The sequence below is a fragment of the Kordiimonas marina genome, assembly GCF_023006325.1.
Lineage (GTDB): Bacteria > Pseudomonadota > Alphaproteobacteria > Sphingomonadales > Kordiimonadaceae > Kordiimonas > Kordiimonas marina.
Genome location: NZ_JAINDF010000002.1, coordinates 244261 through 261247, shown reverse-complemented (window position 1 = coordinate 261247; position 16987 = coordinate 244261). Strand labels below are relative to the sequence as shown.

Below are 16987 nucleotides of genomic sequence, written 5' to 3'. Positions count from 1 at the left end.
GACCGGCCCCTCCCGCCGGAGCCCCTCCATTTTCAGGTGGCCGAGCCGCTTTCGTGGTCCTATGATGGCGCCCGATTCACACCCGCCGGCTGGGGAGGCGGGACCCAATGAAAATATGTAACAGGGGAGAACGGGTTACATGGCTGGATCATCACAACATGCTCAGTGGTCGTCACGCTGGGCATTCCTTATGGCCGCGGTGGGCAGTGCCGTCGGTTTGGGGAATATCTGGAAATTTCCATACGTAGCAGGCCAAGGAGGCGGTGGCGCCTTTGTCTTGGTCTATCTTATCTGCGCCTTCATGATCGGCGCACCGTGCCTGATCGCCGAGCTGTCGCTTGGCCGACGCGGGCAGATGTCGCCGGTTAACTCCATGACCAAGATCGCCTCGGAAGAAGGCCGTAGCAAAGCATGGAGCTTGCTCGGCTGGTCGGGCATCGTCGGCGCCTTTATCATCATCAGCTTCTATTCGCTGGTCGGTGGCTGGGTCCTTGCCTATATCGGCAAGGCTGCCATGGGCTTCACGGGCTGGACCGCAGCGACGTCGGAATCGACCTTCAATAGCTTTATTGCCGAACCGTTCGAGCCGATCGTCTACCACTTCCTGTTCATGGCCATCACCGTCGGCATCGTCGCACGCGGTGTGCAGGGCGGCCTTGAAAAAGCAGTTGAAGTCCTGATGCCGGCACTGTTCATCATCCTCATCTTGCTGGTGGTCTATTCCGGTGTCACCGGTAACTTCGACGCAGCGATCAAGTTCCTGTTCGAGCCGAATTTCCATAAGCTGACCGTCAACAACATACTCAGCGCCATGGGCCTCGCCTTCTTCTCGCTCTCGCTCGCGATGGGCTCGATGATGACCTACGGTTCCTACCTGCCGAAAAGCGTCAACATCCCACGCTCGGCCTTCATCATCACAGCCTCCGACAGCATGGTTGCCCTGCTGGCTGGCCTGGCGATCTTCCCGATCGTGTTCGGCTATCCGGGCCTTGAGGCTTCCAAAGGCCCGGGCCTGGTGTTCGTCACCCTGCCGATCGCCTTTGGCCAGATGCCGGGTGGCACCATTGTGGGGCCGCTTTTCTTCGCGCTTCTGGGCGTCGCAGCGATTACCAGTTCGATCTCGCTTCTGGAACCGGCTGTATCCTACATGGAAGAGCGCATGGGCTGGAACCGGATCAAGACCACGGCCACCATGGGCTTCGCGGCCTTCGCCCTCGGCATTTTCTCGTCGCTCGGCCAGGAAGGCAACGTGCTTGCCAATGTCCATATCTTCGGTCTCAGCATTATGGACCTGAAGGACTATATCGCCTCGAACATCCTGATGCCTATCGGCGCGATGTTCATGATGATTTTCGTCGGCTGGTTCGTCAGCCGCAAGGCGATGATGGAAGAGCTGGCAATCCAGGACAAGAGCTTCCGGGTCTGGTACTTCCTGGTGCGCTATGTGTGCCCGATCGCCATCGCCGTGATTTTCGCCAATATTATCTATGCGACGATCACCGGTTAAGGCTGCGACACTCATCAGACACACAAAAGGGGCCCACGTGGCCCCTTTTTCTTGCCCGGCGAAAAGCCCGCATCAGGCCTTTTCGGCAATATCCCGGATGCGTTCGACCATCGAGAACAGCCCGTTCGCCCGCATGGGCGACAGATGCGCGGACAGGCCGAGCTTGTCGAGGATGGCGCGGGCGTCGGTCGCCAGGATTTCCGCGGGCGTCTTGCCGGAAAAGATCAAGAGCATCAAGGCCACCAGGCCCTTGACGATATGAGCGTCACTGTCGCCGCGCAGCTGAATGCGGCCTTCGGCGTCCATTTCGGGGATGAGCCAGACCTGGCTTTGGCAACCGCGCACCTTGTAGGTGTCGGTCATTTCGCTGGCGTCGAGGGGCGGCAGCTTGCGGCCAAGGTCGATCACATAGCGGTAACGATCCTCCCAGTCGTCCAGAAACTCGAAGGTATCGATCACGTCTTCAAGGGTCGTATCCAGGGTGGCCATTCTCGCTTTTCGCTCCAACTTGCTTGACAGCGGGCGCCAGTGCCCAACTTAATGAAGGCAAGGTCTATCGGATCGGCAGCCTCAAGAAAAGGCCAAATCGCCGAGAGGCCAAACGCCTGACACGGGAAAAAGGGGAGGCCTTATGTCAGATCAGCCAACCGGGTATCCACGCCCGGCCTACGCCTGGTATATGGTGTTTCTGCTTCTGATCATCTACACTTTTTCCTTCATCGACAGGCAGATCCTCGGCCTTCTCGGCCCTTCAATCAAAGCCGACTTCAAGATCAGCGATACCGAATTCGGGGTGCTGACAGGCTATGCCTTCGCGATCTTCTATACCGTCTTCGGGCTGTTCTGCGCCCGCATCGCCGACAGCAGAAGCCGCCGCGGGCTGATCACCGTCGGGCTTATTGTCTGGAGCATCATGACCGCCCTGGGCGCCTTCGCGCGGGACTTCATCCACCTGTTTCTCCTCCGGATCGGGGTTGGCGCGGGCGAAGCCACCCTGGCCCCCGCTGCCGGGTCGCTGCTGGCTGACAGTTTCCCGAAACATAGGCTTGCGACCGCGCTTTCGGTTTATTCCATGGGTATTCCCGTCGGGTCGGCCCTGGCCTTCATCGTCGGCGGCTGGGTGATCCAGATTGCCGCGCATATGCCGGACTGGACCGTTCCCGGCCTGGGGACCATCGGCCACTGGCAGAAGACCTTCGTCCTTGTCGGCCTGCCGGGGATTCTGCTCGCCCTCCTGATCGGAACGATCAAGGAACCGTCCCGCAAGGGCATGGTGGGGGCTGCCAAGGCTGTCCCGGTGTCGGAGGTTGCCCGCCACATGCTTAGCCGGTTCCGGGCTTATGCCGGTATCTGTTTCGGCATTTCGGCGGTGGCGATGCTCGGCTTCGGCACGCTCATGTTCCTCGCGCTTTTCTTCAACCGCTTCCATGGCCTGAACCCGGCCGAGGTCGGCAAGACCTTTGGCAGCATTGCCATCATCACCGGCCCCATGGGGCTGTTGCTCGGCGGCACGCTGGCCGACCGCCTGTTCCGCAAAGGTTATAAGGATGCCCATATCCGGGCCATGATCGTCGCCCCGCTTGGCTTCGCGATCCCGGCGATGACCCTGCCCTTCATCCAGGACACCCATGTGGTGTGGATGGTGCTGGCGGTCTCCAACCTGTTTCTGAACCTGCCTTCGGGTGTGGCCTTTGCCGGGCTTCATATCATCACCCCCAACCAGATGCGCGGGCAGGTGACGGCCTTCTATGTGCTGTGTACCAACATCATCGGCTACGGTTCCGGCCCTTGGCTCATCGGCTTTTTCACCGACCATGTCTTCGGTGATGAGATGAAGCTCAATTATTCCATGGCACTGGTGGCGGCGATTACCACGCCGCTGTGTCTTGGGCTTCTTCTGTGGGGCCGCAAGGCCTTCGCCAAGGCCGTGATCGCGGAAGAGGAACGGCTGGCTGAACAGTCTTAACCGGCCCAAGCCGGGCCTTCGGGAACACCGGCGCCGATATCGACCGCTTCGACCATGAAATATTTGGCGCCAAGCATCCGGAAGGCGCCGAAATTGCCATAGCCGGCAAGCCCCTGGATATCATTCCAGTACATGAATGTGTCTATCTTCCCGCTGGCATCCGCAATGGGCAGACAGATCGACTTGACCCGTATGTTAGAGGGCCGTTCGAACAGAATGTCCGCATCGCTGATGGCCCCGCACGGCTGGGTAATAACCAGGTCGAACCAGCGAAGAATATACTCATGGACTCGTGGATGCATAAGACTCAGGATGCTCTGACCGACGGGGTCCGACCCCATACGCTGATTGATGGCCGAGCCAAGTAGACGGAAACGATACTCGCCGTCCTCATTTTTCCGCACAAGCATAACATCGGTCAGGAGATCACCAAACGCCATGGGCTTGACGCTCGGCCATAAGGGCACGGTCTCTCCATCCCTGCGGAAAGATGCCCAGATATTAAAAAATTTGGAGAAATGGCCACCCGGCACATGCACCTCCTGCATGACATATTCGCGTTTACATGGCTGCCGCACCATACACCTGAGACCGCCAGCGAACATGGCGGCATACGCATTCGCACCTCAAGCTAGGTCCAAGATAGCCGACGTCATGTTAAAGAAGGCTAAACCAAAGTAAATATAGAGCCGTTTATCACCCCTGGGAGGGAGCTATGGGCGCGCCGGCATATTAGGCAGGTCCGGCAACCCGGCCCCGATATCAATGCCCGTGCATTCCAGGAAATATTCGCCTGCGCTGACCACACCGTCGAGCTGCTGTTCGCCCGGCTTCGGCTTCCTGGCCTGGTTGCCAAACAGATAATAATAGCCCTTACCGCCCTTGCCGCGGATCGGCAGGCCAAAGATACAGACCGACCGGTTCGGATCGTTCTTGTAGACCATGTCCAGCTCAGTGACCACGCCGCAGGCTTGGAAGGTCATGGCCTCAAACCAGTCCGTGAGGAATTCCTGAGCGTCTGGCAGGAAATAATCGAGAATATTGGTGCCGACAGGATTTGACGACATCCGGGTGCTGACCGCGGTTCCCATGACCCGGTATTCATACCGGCCCCGGTCCACGCGTTCGACCAACACGACATTCTCCAAATCCGACCCGAGCGCCATCGGATTGAACCGGTCGCGCGTCGGCACGACCTGGTCTTCGTCTCTTAATTTGTCCCACACCTTATAAATGGTGCGGAAGAGCGGGCTGCTCTCAATAATCTGATGCATAAATCCGTCCCCAACACAGACATTTACATACTATATGCGGGGACGATGTCAGGCAACTAGCAACACTGAAAAAGTGTCACAGTACCTATCTGGGCATTGGTTTCGGGGCATCCTTATGATCATAGCTTATGACCCGTTCCAGCCTCCAGCTGCCATCCACCTTTGCCCAAACATGGGCAAAGAGCGCGGTTTCGGTCAGCTGATCGGGCGCGCCCGGCGTCAGTTTGAAGAAGCGGTGGCTGCCCATCTCGAAAGCCCGGTTGGGGCCAAGCGGGTAAACCCGGAGGCTGCCGGGGATCAATTCCCGGCGGGAAAGAAAGTCCGTCCCGGCCTTCTGCTTCCGACAGTGGTCCCGGAAGTCCCGGATAAACTGGGCGCCGGACGTGGCAACGACGCCGTTGCGGTCATGGAAAAACTCCAGGTCGTCCGTCACCATAGTGGCAAGGGCATCAGGGTCGCACAGGTCGAATGAGACATGGAAAAGACGCAGGTCCGCCGCCCTGATCGCGTCATACAGGGGACCATGTGTGGCAGCAGCGCTTCCCATCGCCTCTGGCATGGTCACGCCCGGTCCTACATCTACCACCGGATCAGCATCTCCAGCTGCCGCGGGCACAGATATGGCAATCGCGGCCATCGCCACCGCCGGAACCGTATGAATGAATGACATCGCTTCCTCCTCGCTTATTTTTTCTAAAAAAGAGGACGGAGTTTCATGGTGAACTCCGTCCTTGGATTTTCTCTTTCTGGGAGAAAGGGAAATCTCGTTAAGACCTTCTCCTAGTCCTCGAGCGCTTTAAGCTCGCGTTCGAGGCGGAAACGCTTGCTGGTCATATAGGCTTCCATGTCCGCCGTGCGGCGTTCGATGTCACGGAAGCGGCGGCGGAGCTCAGCGGCGGTATAGTCCGGCGAGCGGCGCGTCTGACGCCAGAATTCTTCTTCCCGGTCGTCGGTGTAGAGGTCCTCCGGCTTGGGGTCGAGCGCGAAGCCGAGCACCAGATAGGCCAGGATCAGCCAGCCACCGGACATGAACACCCCGATGATGGCCAGGATGCGGATGGCGCGGACATTCATGCTGAAATAGTCGCTGAGGCCTGCGCAGACACCCATGACACGCCCGTGGCGCGGGTCCTTGTATAGCCGGGTCGGCCGTTTGTTAAAGTTTGTCATGATGACGGCTCCTCCAGTCGGGGATTTCATCGTCCAGAATGCGCTCCATCGTCCGCAGGCGTTCCTCCAGCCGGTCGGCTGAGGTACGCAGGTCACCGAGCGACGCTTCGTCTTCGGCCGAGATGCCCTTCATCTGTTTCCACTTGGTTATATAGTGAAAGATAATCCAGATCGGGGCGACGATAACCGCTAGCAGTATCGGCAGTACGTCCATGGCTTAGGCCTCCCTTTATTCTTCTTGTGGGGCGGCGCCGATTATTTCGACGCCGTCTTCTTTGGGGTGGCTTTCTTGGTTTTCGAGGCCGGAGCGCTGGCCGGAACCGAGGTGGATTTGCCGCCCTGGGCCTTCGCCTTCATGGCAGCCAGTTCCTTTTCGATATCGTCATCGGCTTCAAGAGCGCCGATCTGATCCGCCAGGTTTTCGGTACGGCCCATGCCGAGCGCCTCAGCCTCGCCTTCCATGCGGTCCAGCCGGTGTTCGACCTTCTCGAAACGCTCGAAGGCGTCATGGATGCGGTTGTCATACAGGTTCTTGCGTACGCGCACCTGATTGGAGACAGACTTGTGCCGCGCTTGAATGGACGCTTTCTTGGCCTGGGCCTCACGCAGCTTGGCTTCAAGCTTGATCACATCTTCTTCGTTGCGGGTCAGCGCATCTTCGATGTGCTTCAGCTCTTCCTCAAGATGGGCGGCCATATCGGCAACCTTGGCTTTCTCGATGAGCGCACCCTTGGCCAGGTCGTCGCGGCCCTTGGAGATAGCGAGCTCGGCCTTTTTCTCCCAGTCACGCTGGACGTGGGCAAGCTTGGTGATCCGGCGCTCGATATCCTTGCGGTCGGCGATGGTCTTGGCGGCACTCGAACGCACCTCGACAAGCGTGTCTTCCATTTCCTGGATGACCATGCGGATGATCTTGTCCGGATCTTCCGCCCGGTCGAGAATGGCGTTGATGTTCGAGTTAACGATGTCACTCAGTCGGGAAAAGATACCCATTTTTATTGTCCTTTCGATTTTTCCTCGCGTGTGTCCCGGGCTTTGTTAGCCATTTTTTTAGGACTGTCTCCCTTTTCAGGATGTCTCCCTGGGCGAATGGGCTTAGGCCTCTTTTTCGCTGGCCCGACCCCGGTTTTCCGGGTGCCGGGCCTAAGGTCAAGACTACATCAGACGGCGGCGACGAGCCTGGCGACGCTGGCGACGGCCGGCAAGCGGCAGACGCTCATCCGACGTGCGGGTCATGCCGAAGCAGGCAACGATCCCGTCGAATTCCCGGACCGAACCGTTCAAAACGGAAAGGGCGGGGGTCAGGTGCATCATCTTGTTCATCTCTTTAGTCCTTCAGTCTTGTTTCGCTGTCTTATTGTGACTGTCAGTCTTTGTGTCGCTGACATTTCCCTTATTTGCATCGGGTGTGCCAGTTTTTATAAAATTCGTAAGTCATTGATTTATTTATATTTTTATTTTTCACCTTGAATATTCACAATCTCAGCCTGATATTATTTACCATAATATGGTGAAAATTACTAAATAGTGGCACATGGCACGCACAAACGACCAGATCCTCGGCTCTTCCCCCGCCCTCCTCGACATGATGGACCAGATCAGCCGCGCCGCGCCCCTGGACCGGCCGATGCTGGTGATCGGCGAGCGCGGCACCGGTAAGGAGCTGATTGCCGCGCGCCTGCATTATCTGTCCAACCGCTGGAACCAGCCGTTCCAGAAGATGAACTGTGCCGCACTTGCCGAAACACTGCTGGAAAGTGAGCTGTTCGGTTACGAACCCGGTGCCTTCACCGGCGCAAGGGGCCGCCGCGCCGGCCGTTTTGAGGCCGCCGACACCGGCAGCCTGTTCCTTGATGAGATCGGCACCATGAGCATGGCGGCACAGGAAAAGCTGTTGCGCGTCATCGAATATGGCGAGTTCGAGCGCGTCGGCGGCAATGAGACCATCTCGGTCGATGTCCGGGTGATCGGCGCCACCAACATCGACCTGCCCGCTGCCGCTGAGCGCGGCACCTTCCGCCACGACCTGCTGGACCGGCTGGCGTTCGACGTCATCACCGTGCCGCCCCTCAGGGAACGGCCTGAGGACATTCCCGTGCTCGCCAACCATTTCGGCCGGGCGATGGCGCGGGAGCTGGAGTGGCTGCAATTTCCCGGCTTCAGCGATGACGCGCTTCAGGCCATGCTGGCCTACCATTGGCCCGGCAATGTGCGGGAACTCAAGAATGTGGTCGAACGCGCGCTCTATTGCGCCTGGGACGGCGAGGAGCCCGTCTCCCACATCGTGTTCGACCCGTTCGAAAGCCCCTTCCGCCCGAAAGCCGCCATCAAACCGGTAAAGGAAGAAAGCGCCGCGACCGGGACCCCCGCCCCCGTCACGCCTGCCCTGCCGACAGAACCGTTCGACCTGCGCAACGATGCCGCCGCTTATGAAAAGAAGCTCTATGAAACCGCGCTTGAAGCCTGCCGCTTCAACCAGCGCGCCGCCGCCGGTTACACCGGCCTCAGCTACGACCAGTTCCGCCATGGCCTCAGGAAGCATGGTCTCCTCTGATATGGCTTGATTGTTGGCTTCTGCCCGATCATAGTGCCGCCATGTCAGAGAAAGTCTTCATAGAGAAACGCAAACGCGGCCGCGCCGGAGCCATCGTCACCACGCGGCAGATTATCGTGCTCCTGGTGCTGGCGATCACGGTGTATGGCGGTTTCCGCTTCTGGGTCGGCAACCCTTATGCCGCCCTGTGTGGCGACGATTGCGGCTCGATGCACAGCCTCACCACCTGGATTCTCGGCTTTGCCATCCTTTTCGGCATCGTACTTGTCCTTGCGGCGATCGTCGGCATTCTGGCGGCGCTGTTCCGCCGCAGCCGCTCAAGCGCCTTCACCGACCGGCTCGACAAGGCACAGAAGCCCCCCAAAGAAGACGGCAAGAAAGACGGCCAGGCCTAAGGCCTCAGCCGTAAGGGGACCATTTCTTGTCCTTGTCCGGCAGTTCTTCATCCTCCGGTTCGGCGGATGCCAGCACGGGCACCTTCTCCTCACCGCGCTCAAGGATTTTATCGCCCACGGCAGTCGCCATGACGATCACAGCCAGCAGGTCGTAAAAATATTCGAAGGTACCGATATTCACGGTCAGCCCGCCAACCGCATAGCCGATGATGCTGAGCTGGATCGCGCCGCATAAGTCCCCGATCCAGCGCGTTTCCTCATGTCGCCGGAACCGCCTAGCCGCCGTTCCAGCCGCATAATAACCGGTAAAGATGATGGTGAGGAACAGGTACAGGCCGGTATAGCCATGTTCGCCGAGAACCTCGAAATAGATGGAGTGTGGCGCGCGCCCCTTATGGCCCGGCGGCAGGTAAAGCTCCAACGCCCTGGGCACATAGAAGACGTTGAAGCCACCGCCTTGCACCGGCCGGTCGTCCGCCAGGTTGGAGGAGAATTTCCACATGACCACCCGGCCGAGGAAGCTCGAATCCTCGGTGGCGTGCTCAGAGCTTTTGATCCGGTTCCTATAGCTGTCCGGCAGGAAGGCATATGCACCGATCGCGATCGGGATCAGAAGCGCCACCATGGCGATCTTACGCCGGGTCTTGAGAAGCATCATCGCCATCACGGCGGCAAGGGCCGCGAAACCACCGCGGGACTGGGTGCCGATCACCGACAGCATCACAAGCCCGGCCGCGCCCAGAAGCGGCATTTTCAGCTTCTCGATCGGCGGATACCGCCAGAGATAGAAAGCCAGCGGCACGGTCATCGCCATGGCCATGGCAAGCTGGTTGTTATCCTCCAGCATACCGCCGCCGCCCTGCACACGGCCGCTACCGCCGGTCATGATGGTATAAAGGCCACCCTTGATGCCGAAATAGCCCATGGACAGGGCAAGCACCCACACGAAAGCCTTGAGGCGGCTGGGCGACCGCATCACAGCCACCGACAGGGCCGCGAACAGCAGCGATTTGGAGAACTGGCTGAACTTGCCGAAGCTCTCCGATGGGTCCATCGCCAGCACCGTGGTCACGCACACCCACAGGAAATACATAACCAGGATAATGATGATCGGATGCGCGGGTATGCGCTGCTTTTCCTTGCTGAGGACAATCCCCAGTATGGTCGCCGCAGCGGCAAAGTTCAGGAACGGGAAGGTGCGCGCGAAGTCAAAAGTCTGCTGGTGCGGGTTCATGGTGGACACCCAGGACCACACAAGAATGCCGATATGGGGCTTGAACGCCATGATCGGCACCCACATGAAAATCAGCAATGAAACCAGAATACCGCGCATAAACCCCGTCTGCCCCTTCGGTTCGTCGGCGCTATACTGCCCGAAACCGTATGCCCCAAGCAAGCCAATCGCTTGACAGGGCCGATTTCGGCCATAGCATTCAGGAAACACAAAATTGGGAGAGGCTTGATGCGCTTGATTACTAGTATATGCGCCGTTTTCACACTGGCGGCCGCCGCCTGGACGACCTCCGCCTGGGCACAGGACGCGCCCGCGGCCCAGGACACCGCCGCAGCGCCAGCCATGGCCCCTGCCGACACCGTCGTCTGGGGCGGCGCCATCTATACGGCGGATGACAGCAACCCTGAGGCCGAAGCCGTGGCGATCAGCGGCGGCCGCTTCGTCTATGTCGGCAACAAGGCCGACGCGCAGGCGCTGGTGGGGCCGGATACCAAGGTCATCAACCTCAAAGGTGCCACGCTGTTCCCCGGCTTTGTTGACGCGCACGCGCACCTGGCCGGCATCGGCGAGCGCGAGCTGACGCTCAACCTCGAAGGCACCAAATCCATCGCCGAGCTGAAGACCAAAATCCTCGACTGGCGTACGGGCCACCCGTCCGACGTGCTGATCGGTCGCGGCTGGATCGAGACCGGCTGGCCCGAAGGCCGCTTCCCCACCCGCTGGGACCTGGATGATGTCATCCCCGATATTCCGGTGATCCTGGGCCGGGCTGACGGCCATGCGGTGGTGGCCAACAGCGCCGCCCTCAAGGCGGCTGGCATCGACGCCAGCACCAAACCGCCGTTCGGTGGCGAAATCCTCAAGAACAAGATGGGTGAGCCCACAGGCATGCTGATCGACGCGGCGCAAGGCCTGGTGCACGCGCTGATCCCGGCCGAGACGCCGGAGGCCCGTGCCAAGGCGCTCAAGACCGGCGCCGAGGTATACGCCCATTACGGCTGGACCGGGCTGCACAATATGTCCGTGCCCTGGACCGACGTGAAAATTCTGGAACGCGAAGCCGATGCGGGCGACGTGGGCATCCGTGTCTATAACGCCGTGATCCCGGAAGACGCGCACTATCTGTTCGAAGGCGGCATCAGCCGCAATGCCGACGGCCGCATCATCGCCCGCGCGATCAAATTCTATATGGATGGCGCGCTCGGCTCCCGCGGCGCGGCGCTTCTTCAGCCCTATTCGGACGCTGACACCAGCGGCCTGCTGGTATCGGAAAAAAGCGACGTGCTGCCGGTGATGGAACAGGCGCTCAAGATGGGCTTCCAGGTCTGCACCCACGCCATCGGTGACCGGGGCAACCGGCTGCTGCTGGACTGGTACCAGGAGGCCTTCAACGATGTGCCGGTGAGCGAGCGCAAGATCGCCAACCCGCGCTGGCGCGACGAACACAGCCAGATCATCAACCCCGCGGACATTCCGCGCTTCCACGCGCTGGGCATCATCCCGTCGATGCAGCCCTCGCACGCGATCGGGGACTTCCACTTCGCCCCGGCCCGCCTGGGGGAAGACCGCCTCAAAGGCGCTTACGCGTGGGAGACGCTGATCAAGGACGGTAACATCGTCCCCGGCGGCTCGGACGCGCCGGTCGAGCGCGGTGACCCGATGATCGAGTTTTACGCCGCCGTTTACCGCCATGACCTGAAGGGCTTCCAGGCGCCGGACTGGCACCCGGAGGAGGCTGTCACCCGCGCACAGGCCCTGAAGATGTTCACCCTGTGGCCGGCCTATGCCAGTTTCCAGGAAGATCACCTGGGCAGCATCACCGTGGGCAAGGATGCGGACCTTTCGGCCTTCAACATCAACCTGATGACCGTCGACCCCATGGAAATCCCCAAGGGCCACGCGGTGCTGACGATGGTGAAAGGCAAGGTGGTCTATGAGGCACCGGAAGAAGGTGCTGAGGCCCCTGCTGCGCAGCAAGCCCAAACGCCTATAAAACAAAACTCCCGGTCAAGGCCGGGAGCCTTCTATTGTAGTCGTGTAGGTATTGTGCTCTATTCGTCAACCAGTGAACCACACTGGCTACATCTTCTAGACGCCCACGGCGCATAGTATCCGTTTGCCCTCCAGAACAAGCTATTACCACAATGCGGACAACTGCCAATTTCCATGATCGCGAGATTGAGTCCCAATAAAAACACCAGAGAAATAAGTGGATACGGCCACGGCCACAAAAATGCGGAACCAATAAAAATCACCGGCGTCGCTAACGTCAGTAGATTTGCTTTAATGTCTGCTCTCATAGTTTATTCACTTCTCAAGAGGCCTCTGAAAACCGGCCACCGCAATTAATTTTCTGCTCTTTTTCGTCTGGAAACCAGTTGCCCGACGTACCCAGCTTCAGATTAAGGCCGGGAGCTTGTGACTGGGGAATTAGGCTTACTCCCAGAATGCCCAGAGGCAGTCACATCATAATTAACAACACCGAACTAACCCACCAAAATGCAGGGCCAGCACGCTTACCGAAAAAATATATGCAGGCCAAACCAAGGGCCAAAAGACCGTACACCGGAAATACATCTCCCCTCAAAGCACCGACCCCCAACAAAGTCCCCGCAGCCAATGCCAAATGCGTGGCTCGGTACTTATGGTTTGCGACATACCGCCCACCTCCCCAATAGAGAAGGATATGGATGAACGACATAATGAGGGCTGCAAATAAAAAACCCCAATTGGTGTCATTTGCCAGTCCCATGCATTTATCCAGAACCAGCAGAAAAGGGGAAATTGACCCGACTGGAGAAACCTTCTCAATTAGAGGGAATAGCAGGCAAAGGACGAGCCAAAACGCCAATACCTTTATACCCAATCTCTCCACACCTTTCCCTACACCGGTCACTTAGTGACTCTCCCCTGGCAAATATAAATTCAACATAGTCCAATATTCAGAAGTCGCAGCGTTTATCCAAACAAAAAGGGCCCCAAGCGGGGCCCTTTTCTATTGCTTCAGCAGTGAGCCTCTTACTCGGCCGCTTTTTTCTCGTCCTTGCCGTCATGGTCTTTGAACCAGGCGAGGATGTTGCCGACCTTCTGCACCAGGTTGCTGGGCTTGGCGGCGATATGGTGGCCGGACTGCGGGATGCGCACCATGACGGAATCGATGCCCTGAAGCTTAAGCGCTTCATAGAATTGCTCGGTCTCCGAATCCGGGGTGCGGTAATCCTCCTGGCCGACCATCATCATGGTCGGGGTCTTCACATTGCCGACGTAGGCGAGCGGCGAATGCTTCCAGTAGGTTTCCTGCGCGTTCCACGGCATGTCCGGGAACCAGTATTTGACGAAATAAGGGCTGAAGTCGGCGGTCAGCACGAAGCTGGTCCAGTTGATGACCGGCTTGACCACCACGGCCGCGCGGAAGCGGTTGGTGTGGCCGATGGTCCAGGCCGACAGCACACCGCCGCCGGAGCCACCGGTGATATAAAGCTGGTCGGTATCGATATAGCCCTGGCCGATCACCAGGTTCACCGCATCCATCAGGTCGTCATAGTCGTGCGACGGATAGTCATGATGGATCATGTTGGCGAACGCCGCGCCATACGAGGTGCTGCCGCGCGGGTTGACGTAAACGACCACATAGCCATGGGCGGCATAAAGCTGGTCCTCGGCGGCAAAATCCGGGCCGTAGGCCGCGTGCGGGCCGCCGTGGATTTCCAGAAGCAGCGGATATTTCTTCGATGGGTCGAAATCCACCGGCTTCATCAGCCAGGCTTCGATCGGCGTCTTGTCGACGGAGGAATCGAAATTCAGCTCCTCAACACCCGCCAGCTTCTTGTGGCCGAAGATGTCCTCGTTGAGCGCGGTGATCGGCGTTACGCGGCCGATCCGGTCCACAACCGCCAGGTCAGCCGGACGTTCGGTGCGGCCCAGCGTGAAGACGACACGGCCATCAGGGGCCGCGCGGAAATCACCGCTGGTGTAGGGACGGCCGAGCGACTGGCCGCCAACCTTGCCGGTGATCTTGCGGCCAGCACCTGCGAGCGTGACGTAGGACACATGGCGGGTGCCACGGTCGTCATAGCTATAGTAAAGGCCCTTGCCGTCCTTGCTCCATTGGAACTCGGCGATGGCACGGTCCAGGTCCGGCGTCAGCATATGTGGGTTGCTGCCGTCCGCGCCCATAACATAAAGCTGTTGGTTCTGGCTTTGCATCCCCTTGTCGTCGAAGCCGACATAGGCGATCAGACTGCCGTCCGGCGACACCTGTGGGCCTGCGTCCGGGCCCTTGCGGTGGGTGAGCTGCGTCAGCTTGCCGTCATCGATGCCCAGCGTGTAAATCTCGCTCTCAAGCGGGTTGAGCTGCCAGTTTTCGGAGCGGTTGACCGACAGGACGATGGTTTTACTGTCCGGCATCCAGGCCATCTGGCCGCCGTAGTTATAGTCCCCCTTGGTCACCTGCCGGGGCGTGCCGCCATCGGCGGGGACCACGAAAATCTGGGTATAGCCGTGCGGCAGATAGCCGACTTCGTTGATGCGGTAGGTGGCGCGATCGATCACCTGCGCGGGACCGGCCCACTTGGCGCCCTTGGGCTTCGCGGGCAGGGAGAAAAAGGTCTTCTGCTTCTTGGGCACAAACATGGTGAAGGCGATCTGGGTGCCGTCCGGCGACCAGGCCAGCGAGCTGGGACCAAACTGCAAGTCGGTTACCCGCGCGGTCTCCCCCGTGGCGAGCCAGCGGACATAGATCTGCGTCTTGCCTTCGACCGAGGACACATAAGCCATGCGCGTGCCGTCCGGCGAGAAACGCGGCATCCGGTAGTTGGCCTTGCCGGACAGGATCGGCTTATGGCCCTTGCCGTCGAGCCCCACAGTCCAGATGTTGGCGCGGGTGCTGTCGGTCATGATGTCCATGGAATTGCGCACATAGACGACCGATTTGCCGTCCGGCGTGATCCTTGGATCTGAGGCGTATTCGAGATTGAAGATATCCTGATAGTCGATTTTGGTGTCGTCGGCGACGGCCTTCAGGCTCATCGCCGCCAGGGCCACCATGAAAATGCCACGTAGGAACATCGTCATCCTCCCCCTTTGATTTGTTTATAATGCGTCCTACCAGAAGCCATGCCAACCGGCGCGGGGCAAGTAAAATTCCGGTGTACGCCCTGAAAATTTACTCCCGAACTGACCAGCCAGGCATTTTGGATAGCCTTTAACGCGCAAGGCTCCTATAGGTAGGGTAAGACGCGGGGGCCGACTGACGGAGACGGTATGACGGGCCAGATGGAAGAGCTGAAAAAGGAACGTGAGCGATTTGTCGCGTTTGCTTTTGCTGCGGCGGAAATCTTCTTTGAAATCGACAAGGACGGCCTGATCCTTTTCGAAGGCGGGGCCGTGGAACGCATCGGCGCCAAGCCGGGCGCCAGCCTTGTTGGCGGCAATATCTTTAACACAATCGACAGCGATGACCGCGACGTGTTCGCCGCCCTCCTCCTGCACCTGACCCACAAAGGCCGTATCGGGCCGATCCCGATCCGCTTTATCGCCGGCAGCGGCCGCAACCATGCCCTCAGGCTTTTTGCGCTCCGGATGCCGGACGCGGACGGCCGTATCTTCCTCGCGCTCCGTGCCGCACCGCTCGGCAGCAGCAGCCGCGATGACGGCATGGACCGGGAAACCGGCCTCCTGAGCCAGCAGACATTCATGGACCTTGCCTCTCGCACGATGAAAGAGAACCCGGCAGGCAACAATCTCTATATGACTGCGGTTGAGGTGGAAGGGCTGGATGAAGCCCGCCAGAAGTTCGGCCCGCAATATATGCGCGCCCTCCTCCACCGCGTTGCCGCCCACCTCAAGACCCTGTCCGTGGACGGGGAGCTCGCGGGCCAGATCGGCGACCGGCATTTCGCCTTCCTGCACCGGGCCAAGGCCGACGGCAGCATCCTGGGCGACAGTCTCGGCAAGGTGGATGAGAATGTCCGGCTCAAGACCGCCTATTCCACGTTGGCATCCGACACCCAGCAGATTTCGGAAGACCAGGTCCTGCGGACGCTTTCCTATATTCTCGCCAAATTCTGCGAAGACCCCGGCAGTGTCAGCTTCGACCGCCTGTCCGCCGCTTATGACGATATGGCAAGCGCCACACAGCGGCGCGTTTCCAGCATCCGTTCGATGATCGAGACCGGCACCTTCAAGATCGCCTTCCAGCCGGTGATGTCGCTGACCACCGGCGAGGTCCACCATAACGAAGTGCTGAGCCGGTTCGACGACGGCATACAGGACGGAACCCCGACCGAGATCATCCGCTTCGCCGAAGATGTCGGCATGATCGAGGAGTTCGACCTGGCGGTTTGCCGCAAGGCGACCGACTATATCCGCAAGATGAAAAAGCTGGGCACGCCGCTGAAGCTGGCGCTCAATATCTCCGGCCGGACGCTCGATAGCGGCCGTTATGTCGACCAGCTGGTAAAACTGCTGTCCCAGTCCAAGGATGTGTCCCGCTCCATCCTGTTGGAGCTGACGGAAACCACCGCGATCAAGAACCTGGATACCGTGCAGGGCATCCTCAATGACATCAAGGCGATGGGTTATCACCTCTGCCTGGATGATTTCGGGGCCGGGGCATCAGGCTATCAGTATCTGCGCGCCTTCAACGTCGATTATGTCAAGATCGACGGCTCCTACGTCGAGGGCATGGCCGAGCCCGAGTATTCGCCCACCTTCCTGTTGTCGATCGTGCGCCTGTGTGCGGACCTCGGCATCAAAACCATCGGTGAACATGTCGAAACCCAGTATCAGGCCGACTTCCTACGGTCACTCAATGTCGATTTCGGCCAGGGCTTCTATTTCGGCAAGCCCGACTTCAGCCCCAAAACCGAATAACCGTGAGATACCCC

The 16987-nt window shown here is 59.2% G+C and carries 17 protein-coding genes; 6 read left to right on the top strand and 11 right to left on the bottom strand.

The window, feature by feature from the left end; genetic code table 11:
* Positions 1 to 139 precede the first annotated feature (139 nt).
* A complete protein-coding gene (locus K6118_RS04320) occupies positions 140 to 1507 on the top strand; it encodes a sodium-dependent transporter (RefSeq protein WP_281500580.1) in 1368 nt (455 codons plus the stop codon).
* A gap of 72 nt (positions 1508 to 1579) precedes the next feature.
* On the opposite strand, the gene K6118_RS04315 is transcribed toward K6118_RS04320, so the two are convergent.
* Positions 1580 to 1996: a SufE family protein gene (locus K6118_RS04315; RefSeq protein WP_247118989.1), complete on the bottom strand. Its 417-nt coding sequence runs from the start codon at positions 1994 to 1996 to the stop codon at positions 1580 to 1582.
* 142 nt (positions 1997 to 2138) lie between these two features.
* On the opposite strand from K6118_RS04315, the gene K6118_RS04310 reads away from it, so the two are divergent.
* Positions 2139 to 3473 (top strand): spinster family MFS transporter, encoded by a 1335-nt coding sequence (locus K6118_RS04310; RefSeq protein WP_247118988.1) that lies wholly within the window; start codon positions 2139 to 2141, stop codon positions 3471 to 3473.
* Here K6118_RS04310 and K6118_RS04305 read toward each other — a convergent pair.
* The 7 genes from K6118_RS04305 to K6118_RS04275 all read right to left on the bottom strand — a co-directional run bounded on the left by K6118_RS04305 (position 3470) and on the right by K6118_RS04275 (position 7240).
* The gene (locus tag K6118_RS04305) at positions 3470 to 4021 is read right to left on the bottom strand and encodes a PAS domain-containing protein (RefSeq protein ID WP_281500635.1); all 552 of its coding nucleotides are present in this window, start codon (positions 4019 to 4021) and stop codon (positions 3470 to 3472) included. The two genes, K6118_RS04310 and K6118_RS04305, sit on opposite strands and share 4 nt — an antisense overlap.
* Positions 4022 to 4186: 165 nt before the next feature.
* Complete coding sequence (locus K6118_RS04300) at positions 4187 to 4747, bottom strand: PAS domain-containing protein (RefSeq protein ID WP_247118986.1); 561 nt, start codon at positions 4745 to 4747, stop codon at positions 4187 to 4189.
* A gap of 85 nt (positions 4748 to 4832) precedes the next feature.
* A complete protein-coding gene (locus K6118_RS04295; RefSeq protein WP_247118985.1) occupies positions 4833 to 5417 on the bottom strand; it encodes a nuclear transport factor 2 family protein in 585 nt (194 codons plus the stop codon).
* Between the two features lie 110 nt (positions 5418 to 5527).
* Complete coding sequence (gene pspC, locus K6118_RS04290) at positions 5528 to 5917, bottom strand: envelope stress response membrane protein PspC (protein ID WP_247118984.1); 390 nt, start codon at positions 5915 to 5917, stop codon at positions 5528 to 5530.
* Positions 5904 to 6131 carry an envelope stress response membrane protein PspB gene (gene pspB, locus K6118_RS04285; protein WP_247118983.1) on the bottom strand — a complete coding sequence of 76 codons (228 nt, stop codon included), beginning with the start codon at positions 6129 to 6131 and terminating at the stop codon, positions 5904 to 5906. Before pspB ends, pspC begins: the two co-directional genes overlap by 14 nt.
* Before the next feature lie 41 nt (positions 6132 to 6172).
* Entirely contained in the window at positions 6173 to 6910 is a 738-nt protein-coding gene (gene pspA, locus K6118_RS04280; protein ID WP_247118982.1) for a phage shock protein PspA, read from the bottom strand.
* A 162-nt stretch (positions 6911 to 7072) separates the two neighbouring features.
* Positions 7073 to 7240 (bottom strand): hypothetical protein, encoded by a 168-nt coding sequence (locus K6118_RS04275; protein ID WP_247118981.1) that lies wholly within the window; start codon positions 7238 to 7240, stop codon positions 7073 to 7075.
* 211 nt (positions 7241 to 7451) lie between these two features.
* Here K6118_RS04275 and pspF point away from each other — a divergent pair, with 211 nt between their 5' ends.
* A complete protein-coding gene (gene pspF, locus K6118_RS04270; RefSeq protein ID WP_247118980.1) occupies positions 7452 to 8471 on the top strand; it encodes a phage shock protein operon transcriptional activator in 1020 nt (339 codons plus the stop codon).
* Positions 8472 to 8512: 41 nt separating this feature from the next.
* Positions 8513 to 8866 carry a hypothetical protein gene (locus tag K6118_RS04265; RefSeq protein ID WP_247118979.1) on the top strand — a complete coding sequence of 118 codons (354 nt, stop codon included), beginning with the start codon at positions 8513 to 8515 and terminating at the stop codon, positions 8864 to 8866.
* A gap of 4 nt (positions 8867 to 8870) precedes the next feature.
* Here K6118_RS04265 and K6118_RS04260 read toward each other — a convergent pair whose 3' ends face one another.
* The gene (locus K6118_RS04260) at positions 8871 to 10199 is read right to left on the bottom strand and encodes a putative O-glycosylation ligase, exosortase A system-associated (RefSeq protein ID WP_247118978.1); all 1329 of its coding nucleotides are present in this window, start codon (positions 10197 to 10199) and stop codon (positions 8871 to 8873) included.
* Between the two features lie 129 nt (positions 10200 to 10328).
* Between K6118_RS04260 and K6118_RS04255 the strand changes: the two genes are divergently transcribed.
* Positions 10329 to 12209, top strand: coding sequence for an amidohydrolase (locus K6118_RS04255; RefSeq protein WP_247118977.1), 1881 nt, complete (start codon positions 10329 to 10331; stop codon positions 12207 to 12209).
* 352 nt (positions 12210 to 12561) lie between these two features.
* Here K6118_RS04255 and K6118_RS04250 read toward each other — a convergent pair whose 3' ends face one another.
* Positions 12562 to 12996, bottom strand: coding sequence for a hypothetical protein (locus tag K6118_RS04250; protein ID WP_247118976.1), 435 nt, complete (start codon positions 12994 to 12996; stop codon positions 12562 to 12564).
* A 122-nt stretch (positions 12997 to 13118) separates the two neighbouring features.
* Positions 13119 to 15167 carry a S9 family peptidase gene (locus K6118_RS04245; protein ID WP_247118975.1) on the bottom strand — a complete coding sequence of 683 codons (2049 nt, stop codon included), beginning with the start codon at positions 15165 to 15167 and terminating at the stop codon, positions 13119 to 13121.
* A 195-nt stretch (positions 15168 to 15362) separates the two neighbouring features.
* On the opposite strand from K6118_RS04245, the gene K6118_RS04240 reads away from it, so the two are divergent.
* The gene (locus K6118_RS04240) at positions 15363 to 16973 is read left to right on the top strand and encodes an EAL domain-containing protein (protein WP_247118974.1); all 1611 of its coding nucleotides are present in this window, start codon (positions 15363 to 15365) and stop codon (positions 16971 to 16973) included.
* Positions 16974 to 16987 lie beyond the last annotated feature (14 nt).